Origin of the sequence: Actinophytocola gossypii, assembly GCF_025165815.1 — a bacterium.
Classification (GTDB): Bacteria; Actinomycetota; Actinomycetes; order Mycobacteriales; family Pseudonocardiaceae; genus Actinophytocola; species Actinophytocola gossypii.
The window spans coordinates 134,165-148,804 of sequence record NZ_JAFFZE010000014.1; the positions used below are offsets into that span (position 1 = coordinate 134,165).

14 protein-coding genes are annotated in these 14,640 nt (G+C 72.5%); 12 read left to right on the forward strand and 2 right to left on the reverse strand.

What is annotated here, in order from left to right; genetic code table 11:
• Nucleotides 1-47 precede the first annotated feature (47 nt).
• On the forward strand, nucleotides 48-329 hold the full coding sequence (locus JT362_RS17070; RefSeq protein WP_260192208.1) for a hypothetical protein: 282 nt from the start codon (nucleotides 48-50) through the stop codon (nucleotides 327-329).
• 64 nt (nucleotides 330-393) lie between these two features.
• On the opposite strand, the gene JT362_RS17075 is transcribed toward JT362_RS17070, so the two are convergent.
• Together JT362_RS17075 and JT362_RS17080 are read right to left on the reverse strand one after the other, a co-directional pair.
• Nucleotides 394-636: a hypothetical protein gene (locus tag JT362_RS17075; protein ID WP_260192209.1), complete on the reverse strand. Its 243-nt coding sequence runs from the start codon at nucleotides 634-636 to the stop codon at nucleotides 394-396.
• Between the two features lie 83 nt (nucleotides 637-719).
• Entirely contained in the window at nucleotides 720-998 is a 279-nt protein-coding gene (locus tag JT362_RS17080) for a hypothetical protein (RefSeq protein ID WP_260192210.1), read from the reverse strand.
• A gap of 124 nt (nucleotides 999-1,122) precedes the next feature.
• Here JT362_RS17080 and JT362_RS17085 point away from each other — a divergent pair, with 124 nt between their 5' ends.
• Genes JT362_RS17085 through JT362_RS17135 form a run of 11 tightly spaced genes read left to right on the forward strand, consistent with a single transcriptional unit; the run spans nucleotide 1,123 to nucleotide 14,584 of the window.
• On the forward strand, nucleotides 1,123-2,139 hold the full coding sequence (locus JT362_RS17085; RefSeq protein ID WP_260192211.1) for a LacI family DNA-binding transcriptional regulator: 1,017 nt from the start codon (nucleotides 1,123-1,125) through the stop codon (nucleotides 2,137-2,139).
• Nucleotides 2,136-3,071 carry a carbohydrate ABC transporter permease gene (locus JT362_RS17090; RefSeq protein ID WP_260192212.1) on the forward strand — a complete coding sequence of 312 codons (936 nt, stop codon included), beginning with the start codon at nucleotides 2,136-2,138 and terminating at the stop codon, nucleotides 3,069-3,071. The genes JT362_RS17085 and JT362_RS17090 overlap by 4 nt, the downstream gene beginning before the upstream one ends.
• The gene (locus JT362_RS17095) at nucleotides 3,068-3,925 is read left to right on the forward strand and encodes a carbohydrate ABC transporter permease (protein ID WP_260192213.1); all 858 of its coding nucleotides are present in this window, start codon (nucleotides 3,068-3,070) and stop codon (nucleotides 3,923-3,925) included. The genes JT362_RS17090 and JT362_RS17095 overlap by 4 nt, the downstream gene beginning before the upstream one ends.
• 37 nt (nucleotides 3,926-3,962) lie before the next feature.
• Nucleotides 3,963-5,258 (forward strand): ABC transporter substrate-binding protein, encoded by a 1,296-nt coding sequence (locus tag JT362_RS17100; protein WP_260192214.1) that lies wholly within the window; start codon nucleotides 3,963-3,965, stop codon nucleotides 5,256-5,258.
• A 26-nt stretch (nucleotides 5,259-5,284) separates the two neighbouring features.
• Nucleotides 5,285-6,427: an ADP-ribosylglycohydrolase family protein gene (locus JT362_RS17105; protein ID WP_260192215.1), complete on the forward strand. Its 1,143-nt coding sequence runs from the start codon at nucleotides 5,285-5,287 to the stop codon at nucleotides 6,425-6,427.
• 2 nt (nucleotides 6,428-6,429) lie between these two features.
• Nucleotides 6,430-7,779 (forward strand): ADP-ribosylglycohydrolase family protein, encoded by a 1,350-nt coding sequence (locus JT362_RS17110; protein WP_260192216.1) that lies wholly within the window; start codon nucleotides 6,430-6,432, stop codon nucleotides 7,777-7,779.
• Nucleotides 7,780-7,783: 4 nt separating this feature from the next.
• Complete coding sequence (locus JT362_RS17115) at nucleotides 7,784-9,742, forward strand: SUMF1/EgtB/PvdO family nonheme iron enzyme (protein ID WP_260192217.1); 1,959 nt, start codon at nucleotides 7,784-7,786, stop codon at nucleotides 9,740-9,742.
• Entirely contained in the window at nucleotides 9,739-10,914 is a 1,176-nt protein-coding gene (locus tag JT362_RS17120; protein WP_260192218.1) for a CaiB/BaiF CoA transferase family protein, read from the forward strand. The genes JT362_RS17115 and JT362_RS17120 overlap by 4 nt, the downstream gene beginning before the upstream one ends.
• Complete coding sequence (locus JT362_RS17125; protein WP_260192219.1) at nucleotides 10,911-11,729, forward strand: HpcH/HpaI aldolase/citrate lyase family protein; 819 nt, start codon at nucleotides 10,911-10,913, stop codon at nucleotides 11,727-11,729. Before JT362_RS17120 ends, JT362_RS17125 begins: the two co-directional genes overlap by 4 nt.
• A gap of 42 nt (nucleotides 11,730-11,771) precedes the next feature.
• Entirely contained in the window at nucleotides 11,772-12,398 is a 627-nt protein-coding gene (locus JT362_RS17130) for a TetR/AcrR family transcriptional regulator (protein ID WP_260192220.1), read from the forward strand.
• A 5-nt stretch (nucleotides 12,399-12,403) separates the two neighbouring features.
• On the forward strand, nucleotides 12,404-14,584 hold the full coding sequence (locus JT362_RS17135; RefSeq protein ID WP_260192221.1) for an MMPL family transporter: 2,181 nt from the start codon (nucleotides 12,404-12,406) through the stop codon (nucleotides 14,582-14,584).
• Nucleotides 14,585-14,640: the final 56 nt, after the last annotated feature.

The following is a 14,640-nucleotide window of genomic DNA, read 5'->3' on the forward strand; positions in this document are numbered from 1 at the left end:
ATTCCGTACCGTCGACGGTGAGACCCTTCCGACTTCAGGAGCAGATCGTGCCGGATCAGGAGAAGCAGGAGCCGATCGACGCCGAGCTGGTGGAGGACCCCGCGCCGACGCCGGCGCCGGCGGGTGACTACACGGACAGCGGAGTGCCGACGTTCGACTACGTGCGCGACCAGATCGAGAACCGCACCGCGACCGCCGCCGGCGCGACCGAACTGGCCGGCGAGTCCGCGCCGGGCCGGTCGGTCGAGCAGCAGTTCGCCGACCGCGAGAAGGCGGGCCGGGAAAAACTCGAGGAGATCCGCCGCGCCATGCGCGAAAAGAACGGGTGACCTCCGCGGGTCAGCGGCGTCCCAGCAGGGCCCGTCTCCACGCCCGCCAGAGGCCGCGCCGTGGTCACCGCCTCGGGTGCGAGTTCGACGCGGCCCTCGGTGACCACGACCAGGCGGGCGGCGGCCAGCCGGTCGACGGTGCGCCGGGTCCGGCGGCGAGCAGCGTGGACACGAAGGCGTCCTGGTCCTTCCGCGCGGCGAAGCGCGTGAACACCTCCTCGAACTGGCCCACCACCACGGGGTCGGCCTCGCCGCAACCGGTTCGGGGCCACGCGGTCGGGGTCGTGATCGCCACCAGGACCGTCATGCCAGCCGACGTCGGGGCGGCCGCCTACGCGACCACCTACGCGGTCGCCGGCTCGCCACCGCCGCGGGCGACCGGCCGCCGCGTCAGAGGCCGCTGACGCCGATCGCGAGCAGCACCACCTCGAAGAACAGCTGGGCGCCGCCGACGGAGATTCCGGCCACGGCGGTCCAGTCGATGCGGTACTCCCGGCGGGTCACGATCGACACCACGCCGAGGATGATCGCGACCGCCGCGACGGCGATGCCGAGGAACGGGGTCAGCCAACTCAGTACGGCCACGCCGAGCGAGATCGGCCCCAGCAACGCGAGCTTGCCGCGGCGGTCCCGCGCGGGCAGCTCCAGCGTGTCCGATTCTTCCGTCACGTTCCCAGTGTCACACCGATGGGTTGCGATGGCGGTGCGCGCGGCCGTACAGTCCCGGACTGTAAACGTTCTCGTAAACGTTTACAGTCCAGCTGAGTCGCCTTTCACCGTTGCGAGGGACCCCGTGGCGCAGGCCAAGAAGTCGACGCTCACGCTCGTCGCCGAGCGGGCCGGCGTGTCGATCGCGTCCGTCTCGCGGGTGCTGAACGGGCAGCCGGCCTCCGAAGCGGTCACCGAGCGGGTGCGGGCCGCCGCCGCCGAGCTCGGGTACGTGCCGGACGCCACCGCCCGCTCGCTGAAGGTCGGCCGGACCGAACAGATCGCGCTCGCCGTCGCGGACGTCGGGAACCCCGTCTACGTCAGCATGATGCGGGAGATCTCCGAGGTGGTGACCAGGGCCGGCTACCGGCTCGTGCTCTCCTCCACCGGCTCGGACCCGCGTGACCAGATCGACCTGCTGGTCGGCCTCAACCGCGGGTTCGCCGACGGCCTCATCCTCAGCCCGCTGCGGGTGCCGGAGGAACTCGGCACCCAGCTGCGCGCCAGCCGGTTCCCGATCGTCATCATCGGGTCGCTCCCGCCGGGCGTCGAGCTGGACAACGTCCGGGCGGACTCGGTCGCCGGCATGGCCCTCGCCGTCGATCATGTCGCGGACCAGGGGCGCGAGCGGGTCGCGTTCGTCAACGGGCCGGTCGACACGGTGCCGGGAGCTGCCAGGCGGGGCGGCTATCTGAAGGCACTCGCGGCGCGGGGGCTGCGCCGGGACACCGGCGCCGAGGTCGAGGCCAGGGACTTCACCTACCGCGCGGGCCTGGACGCCGCCGCGCGGCTGCTCGAGCGGTGCACGCCGGACGCGATCGTCTGCGCCAACGACCTGCTCGCGATCGCCGCGCTGAACGTCGCCAGCCGGGGCGGCCTGCGCGTCCCCGACGACGTGGCGATCGTCGGCATGGACGACACCGACCTCGCCGAGCTGGCGAACCCCGCGATCACCAGCGTCGACCTCGGCGCGACCACCCGCGCGAAGGCCGCCGCCGAGCTGCTGCTGCGCCGGCTCGACGAGCCGGACGCGCCGGTCCAGCAGGTCGTCATCGAGCCGAAGCTCACCGTGCGCGCCTCCACCGAGAGGAGCGCCAGGTGACCACTGCGACGAGCCGTCCGGTGCGGCCACGGCGGCCGCCGCGCGGGGTCGGCGGGTTCGGCGGCAACGGCGGGCGGGACGCCTGGCTGCTGGTGCTGCCGGCGCTCATCCCGGTCGTGCTGTTCAGCGTGTACCCGCTCGTCCAGGGGATCCTGCTCGGGTTCACCGACGCGCAGGCCGGGCTGAACCAGCCGGTCGACTTCAACGGCGTCGACAACTACACCCGGCTGCTCGACCACGACCTGTTCTGGAAGTCCTTCCGCATCGGGCTGATCTGGGCGTTCAGCGTCACGATCCTGCAGTTCCTCGCCTCGCTCGGGCTGGCGCTGCTGCTCAACCTGAACCTGCGGCTGCGCTGGCTCGCCCGCACGCTCGCGCTGGTGCCGTGGGCGATGCCCCCGGTGATCATCGCGATCATGTGGAAGCTGATGCTGAACCCGAGCTACGGGCCGATCAACGAGCTGATGCGCACGCTCGGGCTCCCGGGGGACATCAACTGGCTCGGCGACTTCTCCACCGCGCTCCCCGCGGTGATCGTCGTCGGCATCTGGGCCGGCATGCCGCAGACCACGATCACGCTGCTCGCCGGCCTGCAGAACGTCCGGGGCGAACTGCACGAGGCCGCGGCCATCGACGGCGCCGGCACCTGGCAGCGGTTCTGGCACGTGACGCTGCCGGCACTGCGCCCGGTGATCGTGGCGATCACCTCGCTCGACCTGATCTGGAACTTCAACTCGTTCGCACTGGTCTACGTGCTCACCGCGGGCGGCCCGGGCGGACAGACGATGCTGCCGATGCTCTTCGCCTACAACGAGGCGTTCCGCTACGGCAACTTCGGCTACGCGGCCGCGCTGGGCAACGTCATGGTCGTCGTGATCGCCGCGTTCCTCGTCCTCTACCTGCGTGGCCAGGCAAGGAGCCGGGACTCATGACACCGACCGTCGCGCCGGTGCGGCGCACCCGCCCGTTCGCCCGGCCGCTGCAGTACCTGGCGCTGGCCGCCTACATGGTGTTCCTCGGCTTCCCGCTGGTGTTCCTGCTGTCCACGTCGATGAAGACGGCCCAGGAGCTGCGGTCGCCGGACAACTCTTTCCTGCCCGACCGGCTGAGCTGGGACAACTTCGGCGACGCGATCGAGAAGGCGAACCTGGTGCAGGCGGCCGGGAACAGCCTCTACGTGGCGACGTTGACGACGGTGATCGTGACGCTGGTCTCGCTGCCGGCGGCCTACGCGATGGCCCGGTTCCGCACGAGGCTGCGCGGGGCCGCGACGATCTGGATCCTGCTCAGCCAGGTGTTCCCGTTCATCCTGATCATCGTCCCGCTGTTCCTGGTGCTCAAGCAGATCGGGCTTGTCGACGACCCGCACGGGCTGGTGATCGCCTACACCGTCTGGTCGCTGCCGTTCGCGCTGTGGATGCTGCGAGGCTATGTCGCCGCGGTGCCGGTCGACCTGGAGGAGGCGGGCGCGATCGACGGCGCGTCGCGGTTGCGGGTGCTGCGCTCGATCGTGCTGCCGCTGCTGGCACCCGGGCTGGTGGCGACGAGCCTGTTCACGTTCATCTCCTCCTGGAACGAGTTCTTCTTCGCCCTGGTGCTCATCCAGGACCCGGACCTGCAGACCCTGCCGCTGACGCTCGCCCGGTTCGTCGGCGCCGAGGGTCAGGTCCAGATGGGACAGCTCGCGGCGGCGTCGCTGCTGGCGACGATCCCGAGCCTCGCGTTCTTCCTGCTCATCCAGCGCCGGCTCACCTCCGGGTTGATGAGCGGTGCGGTGAAGGGCTGAGCCCCGAGCCGAACGACCGACACAGAAGGAGTCACACATGAAGCGAAAGGCGTTGCTCGGCATCGGAGCCGTCGCCGTCGTCGCGCTGGTCGGCGGATGCGCCTTCAACTCCGAACAGGCCGACTCGGGCGGGGCGGCGGACGGCCCGGTCACGCTGACCTTCCAGAGCCTGGCGTACCAGGACTCGACGGTGGCCGCCACGAAGGAGATCGTCGACACCTGGAACGCCGAGCACCCCGACATCACGATCGAGCTGACGCAGGGCAGCTGGGACGGGGTGCACGACCAGCTGGTGACGCAGTTCCAGGGCGGCACCGCACCGGACATCATCCACAACGAGTCCAGCGACATCATGGGCTTCGCCGAGCAGGGCTACCTCGCCGACCTCGGCCAGTACCTCAGCGAGGACACCACGAACGCGGTCAGCGACGAGGTGTGGGACACCGTCACCACCCGGGACGGCGAGGTCGTCGCCGCGCCGACGCTGATCCAGACCTACGTCGTGTTCGCCAACACCGACGCGTTCGCCGCCGCCGGCGTCGAGGTGCCGTCCGGCGACCAGTTGAGCTGGGACGACCTGCAAGCCACGGCCAAGCAGCTCACCCGCGACGGGAAGTTCGGCGTCGGCTGGGGACTGCGGCAGCCCACCGCGGCGGTGATGAACACCGCGCTCGGGTTCGGCGGCACGTACTTCGACATCGGCGAGGGCGACGAGGCGGACACGATCCACGTCGGGGACGCTGAGCTGGCCGTGCCGGAGCGGATCCACGCGATGGCCCACGAGGACCGCTCGCTGGACCCGGTGTCGCTCACCCAGTCCGGCAGCGACGTGCTGCCCGGCTTCCTCAGCGGCAAGTACGCCATGTACGTCGGCGGCAACTACCTGGCCCAGCAGATCACCGAGTCCGCTCCGGAGGGGTTCAACTGGACGGTGCTGCCGCCGCTGGCCGGCACCGAGGGCCCGGTGCAGGCGGCGAACCCGCAGACGATGTCGGTCTCCGCGCGCAGCGAGGCCCCGGAGCAGGCGGCCGAGTTCATCGACTACTTCATGAGCCCGGAGAACCAGGCGAAGCTGGCCCAGGGCGACTGGCTGATCCCGGCGTCCTCGCCCGCCCGCGACGAGTTGGCCGAGCAGACGAAGGACACCCCGGTGTGGCAGCCGATGCTGGCCAGCGCCGAGAACCTGTCCGGCGCGCCGTTCCAGCAGGCGTCGAAGTACCCGCAGTGGAAGGACCAGTACGCGACGCCGGCACTGCAGCAGTACTTCGCCGACTCGATCGGCCTGGGGGACCTGCGTACGAAGCTGACCGACGGCTGGAACTCGATCGAGTGACCGAACGACCCGAAGGAGAACGACACATGGACCTGCTCGAGGACAAGGCGACGGGCGCGCTGGCCGGAGCCGCGGTGGCCGACGCGCTCGGCGGCGCGGCGGAGGGCAACACGCCCGAGGCCATCCGCGAGCGGTACGACGGGTTCGTCGAGGGCATCGTGCCGCCGTTCAACGAGGACTGGCGGCACGCCCGCCCGATCGCGCCGTACCACAAGGGCGACGGGCACGTCACCGACGACACCCTGATGACCACCGCCCTCGTGCGGGTCTACGACACCGTCCGCGACCACCTGGACGCGCACGCGGTCGCCGAGCACCTGGTGCCGCTGCTGATGGGCGAGCGCCGCTGGATCCCGGAGCTGGAGACCGAGACGATCCTGCTGCACCGGCTGTTCCTGGCGGAGAAGTGGCTCGTGGCGCGCCTGCACTACGGGCACGTCGACCCGCGCTCGGCGGGCGTTGGCAACATCGTCAACTGCGGCGCGGCGATGTACGCGGCGCCGATCGGGATCGCGAACGCCGGCTCGCCGGACGGCGCGTACACGGAGGCGATCGACGTCGCAGGCGCGCACCAGTCGAGCTACGGGCGCGAGGCCGCCGGCGTGTACGCGGCCTGTGTCGCGGAGGCGATGCGGCCGGAGGCGTCGGTCTCCTCGGTCGTCGAGGTCGCGCTGCGGCTGGCGAAGGACGGCACCCGGGACGCGATCGACGCCGTGGTCGGGGCGGCGTCGACGCTTCCGGACTGGCGGTCGTCGCTGGCCGGGCTGCGGGCGGCGGTGGAGCCGTTCGACACGGTCGGGCCGAACTACCGGGAGCCGGCGCGGGACGCGCGGATCCCGAGCCGCACCAAGTCGATCGAGGAGCTGCCGGTGGCACTCGGCATGCTCGTGGTGGCCGGCGGCGACTACCGGGAGACCGTGCTCGGCTCGGTGAACTACGGCCGCGACTCGGACTCGATCGCGGTCATGGGCGGGTCGATCGCCGGTGCCCTCGGCGGACGCGGCGTCGTGCCGGACGAGTGGGTCACCGACGTCGGCGAGGCCAGCCGGATGGACGTCACCGCCACCGGCCCGACGATGGCGGCGGTCGCGAAGGAGATCTGGGCCAAGGACCGGGAGCGGTTCGACCGCCGCGCCGCCCTGTTCGACTCGCTCGGGAAGGCCGCCTGAGGATGCTGCGACTGACCTGGACCCAGCCGGAGGACCTGGTGCCGCACGGCATCCGGGCCGCCCGGCTCGACGGGATCGACGTGGACGACCTGGCCGGCGAGTGGGTCGCGGCGGGCGGCTCGCTGGACGCGCCCGCGTCCGGCGCGACGCCACGGCCCGTGTCCGAGGAGCTGCGCGCGCTGGGGCGGGCCACGCTGTCCCGGTTGGACGAGCGGGCGGCGCCGGCGGAACTGCGCCGGGTCGAGCCGGACGGGCTCGACGAGATCCTGGCGTCGGCCCGGCCGGTCGGCGCGACCGGTGTGCCGGCGGACCTGGACGACCGGGTGCACGGCGCCTGGCTCGGGCGCGCGGCGGGGTGCCTGCTGGGCAAGCCGGTGGAGAAGATCCCGCGCGAGGGCATCCGGGCGATCGCGCGCGGCACCGGCAACTGGCCGATCTCCGGGTACTTCACCGAGGTCGGGCTGCCCGAGGACGTGGCGGCCCGGTACGCGTGGAACCGCCGCAGCCGTTCGACCAGCCTCGTCGAGAACATCGACGGGATGCCCGAGGACGACGACCTGAACTACCCGCTCATCGCGCTGGACCTGCTGGAGCGGCACGGCGACGGATTCACCACCGACGACGTGGCGCAGTCCTGGTTGGACAACCTGCCGGGCGGGCGGGTGTTCACCGCCGAGCGGGTGGCCTACCGGAACCTGCTCGACGGGTACGAGCCGGAGGTGGCGGGCGCGGTGCGGAACCCGTTCCGGGACTGGATCGGCGCGCAGATCCGCACCGACGTGTACGGCTGGACGCACCCGGGCGACCCGGTCACCGCGGCCCGGCTCGCGTGGACGGACGCACGGCTCAGCCACGGACGGAACGGCGTGTACGGGGCGATGTTCGCGGCCGCCGCGTGCTCGGTGGCGGTCACCGGGGTCGGCGTGGCGGGGGTGCTCGAGGCCGGGCTGTCGGTGGTGCCGCCGGGATCGCGGTTCGCTGCGGCGGTCACGCTCGGTGCGGAACTGGGTGCCGGGCCGCGGCCGGTGGAGGACGCGCTGGACGTCATCCACGACCGGTACGGCGACCTGCACTGGGTGCACGTGCTGAACAACGCCGCCGTTCTCGGGTTCGCGCTCGTGCGCGGCGACGGCGACTACGCGCGGACGATCACGACCGCGGTGACCGGCGGGTGGGACACCGACTCGACCGGCGCCACCGCGGGGTCGATCGCGGGTGCGTCGACCGGTGCGTCGGCGCTGCCCGCCCGGTGGGTGGATCCGCTGCGCAACCGGCTCGCCACCAGCATTCCCGGCTTCGACGGCATCGGGTTCGACGAACTGTCCGCGCGCACGGTCGCACTGGTGAGGTGACGCCATGACCGACCCAGACGAGGCGAACACCAACAACGTCGACCCGTTGGTGCCGCGCGCGATCGACCTGCCGACGACGCTGCCCCTCGACGGTTCGCTCGACCCGGCCGCCGGGGACGTCGCCAAGGTCTTCGCCGCGCCGGACGATCCGGCGGACTGGCCGGCGTGGCGGGCCGCGCTCGCCCGCTGGCGCACCGAGGCCCGCACCCGCCTGGACTACGACGGTTCGCTGTACGACAGGCCGGAGACGGCGTGGACGCGATCCTGCTACAGCGTCGCCCTGGTGTGGCTGTGGGACGAGCGGCTGTTCGACCGGACGCTCGGGCGGTTCGACGTGGCCGGGTTCCTCGAGCGCACCGAGGACCACGGCGGGTTCGACGGGGTGGTGCTGTGGCACGCCTACCCGGTCATCGGCATCGACGACCGCAACCAGTTCGACTTCTACCGCGAGGTTCCCGGGCTGCGCGAGGTCGTCGGCGAGTTCCAGGCACGCGGGATCCGGGTGTTCCTGAACTACAACCCGTGGGACACCGGCACCCGGCGGCCCGCGCACGACGACGCCACCGAGCTCGCGCTGCTGGCCGGCGAGCTCGGCGCCGACGGGATGTTCCTCGACACGATGAAGGAGGGCGACGCCCGCCTCGTGTCGGCCCTGCTGGACGCGGGTCAGGTGTTGGAGGGCGAGTCGCGGGTGCCGAACCAGCGGATCCCCGACCACCAGCTGAGCTGGGCCCAGTGGTTCGCCGACAGCGCCGTGCCCGGCGTGATGCGGGCCCGCTGGTACGAGCAACGGCACATGACGCACTCGACCAGGCGGTGGAACCGGGACCACAGCGACGAGCTCCAGTCGGCGTTCCTGAACGGCGCCGGGATGTTGGTGTGGGACACGGTGTTCGGCGTCTGGGTCGGCTGGAACGAACGCGACCGGGCGACGCTGCGGCGGATGCTGCGGGTGCAGCGGGCGTGCACGGACCTGTTCGCCTTCGGCGCGTGGGAGCCGCTGGTCGACGCCTCCCCCGATGCGCTCGCCGCCGGGGTGTACGCGTCCCGGTTCGACGGGGACGGGCTGCGGCTCTGGACGCTGGTGAACCGAGGCGACACGGACTTCACCGGCGAGCCGCTGACCGCGACCGGCGGTACCTGGTTCGACCTCACCGCCGGCGCGCGCACCGACGGCCGGATCACGGTGCCCGCCCGCGGGGTCGCGGCCGTGCTCGCGGTCGACGGCGCCGAGCCGGACTGGCTGCCCGGACTGCTGGCGGCCGCCGCGCGGGACGACGGCGGGACCGGCACGGGCTTCCCGGCGCGCTGGGCGTCCCGGGTGGAGCCGTCCCGCGCGACCGGGTCGGCCGGGGCCGCGGTGCGGGTCGCCGGCGGTCGGCGCGAGCTGACGATGACCTACCGGCGCCGCGAGACCGGGAGCTACCAGGGGGCGCCGTACGTCGAGGAGTGGAAGCCGCTGCCGCCACGCCTGCACGATCCGCGCGAGGAACGGCTGACCGTCGACCTCGCCGAGGTGGCCGTCGCGGTGACCGAGGTGACCGGTGCGCAGTTCGCGGAGTTCCTCGCCGCCACCGGCTACGAACCGTTGTGCGGCAACAGGTTCCGGCCGGGATCAGACGACGGGCCGGTGACCATGGTCGGGCTCGACGACGCGCGCGCGTACGCGGCGTGGGCGGGCGCGCGCCTGCCGACCGAGTTCGAGTGGCAGGTGGCCGCGGGGTCCCCGGAGTTCCGGCGGGCCACTCCCCTGGTGTGGAACTGGACCGAGAGCGAGCACACCGACGGCGTCACCCGGTTCGTGATGCTCAAGGGCGGCAGCGACCACGAGAGCACCGGCTCCGACTGGTACGTCGACGGCGGCCCGCGCGAGCCGTCGTTCAGCCTGAAGTTCCTGCTGCCCGGTCTCGGCCTGGACCGCTCGCCGAACATCGGCTTCCGCCTGGCCTGGGAGGTCCGATGAGCGCGCCGCTGCACGGGATCCGGGTGCTGGACGTGTCGACGTTGTTCGCCGGGCCGCTGGCCGCGACGCTGCTCGGTGACTTCGGCGCCGACGTGATCAAGGTCGAGCACCCGCGCAAGCCGGACGCCGCGCGCGGGCACGGCCCGGCCAAGGACGGGGTCAACCTGTGGTGGAAGACCCTCGGCCGCAACAAGCGCACCGTCACCATCGACCTCGGCACGCCGCGCGGCGCGGAGCTGCTGCTGGCGCTGGCCGCCGAGGCGGACGTGCTGATCGAGAACTTCCGGCCGGGCACACTCGAACGCTGGGGCCTCGGACCGGACGAGCTGCACGCGGCGAACCCGCGGCTGGTGATCGCGCGGGTGACCGCGTTCGGCCAGTTCGGGCCGTACTCGGCGCGCCCCGGCTTCGGCAGCCTGGCCGAGGCGATGAGCGGTTTCGCCGCCCTCACCGGCGAACCGGACGGTCCGCCGACGCTGCCGCCGTTCGGGCTCGCCGACGGCATCGCCGCGCTGGCCACCGCCTACGCGGTCATGGTCGGCCTGCGCGCCGGCACCGGCCAGGTGATCGACATGGCGATCATCGAGCCGATCCTGATGCTGCTCGGCGGCCAGATCACCGCCTACGACCAGCTCGGGCAGGTGCAGCCGCGCACCGGCAACCGGTCGGTGAACAACGCGCCGCGCAACGTCTACCGCACCGCCGACGGCGACTGGGTGGCGGTGTCGACCAGCTCCCAGTCGATCGCCGAGCGGGTGCTGCGGCTGGTTGGCCGCCCGGACGTGGTCGACGAACCGTGGTTCGCCTCCGGGCACCAGCGCGCCCAGCACGCCGACGAACTGGACGCGGCCGTGTCGGCGTGGATCGCCGCCCGGCCGACCGAGCGGGTGGTCGCCGAGTTCGAACGGGCGCAGGCGGCCGTCTCCCGCGTCTACGACGTCCGCGGCGTGCTCGCCGACCCGCAGTACCAGGCCCTGGGCACGGTCCGCACGGTCGACGACGAGGAGCTGGGGCCGATCCGGATGCAGAACGTGCTGTTCCGGATGTCCGCGACACCCGGCGAGATCCGCTGGCCGGGACGGCGGCACGGCGCCGACACCGACGAGGTGCTGGCCTCGATCGGGGTCACGCCCGAGCAGCTGGCCGCGCTGCGGGAAAGCGGGATCGTGTGATCACCGGGCTGTACGTGCCGGGTGACCGACCGGACCGCTTCGACAAGGCCGTGGCCACGGGCGCCGACCTGGTGATCCTGGACCTGGAGGACGCGGTGGCGCCGGAGCGCAAGGCGTTCGCGCGGGACGCGGTGGTGGCGTGGCTGGTCGACCGGGCCGCGGAGTGCGTGGTGCAGGTCCGGGTGAACGCGGGCGACGGCGACGACCTCGCCGCGTTGCGAGGGCTGGCCGGCTTCGAGGTGCGGCTGCCGAAGGTGGAGGCCCCGAGCGAGGTCGACGAGGTGGCGGCGGTGCTGCCCGGCGTGCCGGTCACCGCACTGGTGGAGAGCGCGCTCGGGGTGGAGCGGGCGGCGCGGATCGCCGGGCACCCGGCCGTCACCCGGCTCGGGCTCGGCGAGTCCGACCTGGCCAGCGAGCTGGGCACGGACGCGGACGCGGTGCTCGACCACGCCCGGGTCCGGCTGCTCTACGCGGCGCGGGCGGCCGGCCTGCCGCCGCCGATGCTGTCGGCCTACCCCGCGATCGCCGACCTGGCCGGCCTGCGTGCCGACACCGAACGCGGGCGGCGGCTGGGCTGGGTCGGCCGGGTCGCGGTGCACCCGACGCAGCTGCCGGTCATCGCGGAGGTGTTCCGGCCAACCGAGGCCGAACGCCGCTGGGCCGACCAGGTCCTGGCGGCGGTCGGCACCGGCGGCGTCGCGACCCTGCCGAACGGCGAGATGGTCGACCCGGCCATGGTCGGCCGGGCCAGAGCCATCCTCACGCGCACGGGGGTAACTCCACAGGGTGATCGACACCACCTACCGAAACGGTAGGTAACCGGACTACATCGGTCGGGGCACGGGTAGCCTCGCGGCGTGGCACGATCGATTCGCCGACATCTGGACGAGGAGATCCTCGACCGCGCGGCCGGCCTGTTCGCCAGGCACGGTTTCGACCACACCTCGCTCAAGGACCTGGCCGACGCCGTCGAGCTGTCCAAGCCCGGGTTGCTGCACCACTACCCGAGCAAGGAGGCCCTGTTCGCCGCCGCGATGGCGATGGGCCGCCGGCAGGGCCAGGAGGTGCTCGAACGGGCAACCCGGGTACCGCCCGGCCAGGAACGCGACCGGCGGGCCGTGGAACTGCTGGTCGACTTCGCGTTGGAGCGCCCCGGCCTGATCGCCCTCGCCTCGCGCGGCATCAGCACCCTGGGCGACGGCGCGGACCTCGACGTGGACGACCCGGACGAGAGCCGGTTCAGCGGCATCGAACAGCCCGTGCTGGCGGCGCTCGGCGTCGAGCCCACCTCCCCCGGGGACGACCCCGAGCGACTGGTGCGGGTCGTCGGGATGCTCGCCGCGCTGGCGGTGCTCAGCCTGTCGGCCAACCACGTCAACGAGAAGGCCGCCTGGCGGCCGCACATCATCACGACCTGTCTCGACGCGCTCGGCCACCACGGCCGGGGCGGCGCTCCGACCGACCCAGCTCAGGTGGAGGCCTGATCACCATGGCACGTCTGCTCTACCGTCTCGGCTTCGGCGCCCACCGGCGCAGGCTGGCCGTCGTCCTGTTGTGGCTGCTGGTGCTGGGCGGCACCGGGGTCGGCGCGCTCACGCTGTCCGGCAACACCGCCGACTCCTTCTCCATCCCGGGGCAGGAGTCGACGATCGCGCTGGACAAGATCGACAGCGAGTTCGGCGCCCAGGGCGGCGCCACCGCCCGCGTGGTGGTCAAGGCGCCGGACGGGCAGCAGCTGACCACGCCGCAGAACGCGCCGAAGGTCGCCGCGCTGGTCGCCGAGCTTGGCGAGCTGCCCGGCGTGACATCGGCGACGAACCCGCTCGACCCGAGGGCCCCGACGGTCAACCCCGACCAGAACGTCGCCTACAGCACGGTCACCTACGACGCCAAGGTCGGCGAGGTCACCGAGGAAGAACGCACCGCGCTGCTCGACGCGATGGCCGACGCCCGCGCCGGCGGGCTGACCGTGGAGGCGGGCGGCGAGGCCACCCAGACCCCGCCGCACGTCGGTGGCATCGTCGAGGTCATCGGCGTCGTCGTCGCCCTGGTGATCCTGATGCTGACCTACGGCTCGCTGGTGATGGCGGGCATGAACCTGCTCACCGCGGGCGTCGGCGTCGGTATCGGCGCGCTGGGCATCACGATCGCCACCGGCTTCATGGACCTGCAGTCGACCACGCCGATCCTGGCCGCGATGCTCGGCTTGGCCGTCGGCATCGACTACGCGCTGTTCATCATCAACCGCTACCGCCACGAGCTGCGTACCGGCAAGGACGTCGGCGACGCGATCGGCATCGCCGTGGGCACCGCCGGCTCCGCGGTCGTCACCGCCGGTCTGACCGTGGTCATCGCGCTGGCCGGCCTGGCCGTGGTGGGCATCCCGTTCCTCACCCAGATGGGTGTCGCCGCGGCCGTGACCATCGTGGTGGCGGTGCTGGTGGCCGTCACGCTGGTGCCCGCCGTGCTCAGCTACCTCGGCCGGCGGGCCCTGCCCCGCAAGCAGCGCACCGCGCCCGCCGAGCCGAGCGCGGAGCCGGCCGCGCCCAACGGCCGCGGCTTCTTCCGCGGCTGGATCGGCGGCGTGACCAAGCGCCGGATCACCGCGCTGGTGCTGTCGGTCGTCGGGCTCGGCGCGATCGCGATCCCGGTCATGTCCACCGAGACCACGCTGGTCCTCGCGCCGGTCGAGGACAGCACCCAGGCCCGCGCGGAGGCGCTGCTGACCGAGGGCTTCGGTGAGGGCTTCAACGGCCCGCTGGTGATCCTGTTCGAGGGCGGGAACGCGGTCCAGTCCGCCGCCGGCACCGTGCCGGACGTCCAGGGCATCCAGGACGTCGCGGTCGTCACGCCGCCGATCCCCAACCAGGACGGCACGGCGGCCATGCTCACCGTCATCCCGGAGTCCGGGCCGGCCACGCCGGAGACCGAGCAGCTGGTCGACGACCTGCGCGCCTATCTGTCCGGAGTGGACGGTGTGGAGACCTATGTCACCGGCACGACCGCGGTGAGCGTGGACGTCGCCGTGGCACTGGACGAGGCGATGCCGGTCTACCTGGCGCTGGTGGTCGGGCTGGCCCTGCTGCTGCTGATCCTGGTGTTCCGGTCCATTCTGGTCCCGCTGGTCGGCGTGCTGGGCTTCCTGCTCACCATCGGCGCCTCGCTCGGCGCGACGGTGGCGGTGTTCCAGTGGGGCTGGCTGGGTGACGTGGTCAACCTGGACAGCCCGGGCCCGCTGCTGAGCCTCACCCCGATCCTGATGGTCGGCATCCTGTTCGGACTCGCGATGGACTACCAGATCTTCCTGGTGTCCCGAATGCACGAGGCACACGCCCACGGCGCCGCCCCGCGCGACGCCATCGTCACCGGTTTCCGCCAGGCGGCGCCGGTCGTGGTGGCCGCGGCGCTGATCATGTTCTCGGTGTTCGCCGGCTTCGTGCCGTCCGGCGAGGGCCCGGTCAAGTCCATCGCGTTCGCCCTGGCCGTCGGCATCCTCGTGGACGCGTTCGTGGTCCGGATGGTCCTGGTGCCGGCCGCGGTGGCGCTGCTCGGCAGGAGCGCGTGGTGGCTGCCGAAGTGGCTGAGCTGGCTGCCGACCCTCGACGTCGAGGGCGCCGGCCTGGAGAAGCAGCAGAAGACCGAGCGGGAGCTGGAGCACAGCAAGCACTGATCCGCATCCGCTCCCGGCGGCGACCCGACGGCTACGGTCACGATGGGTCGTTGTCG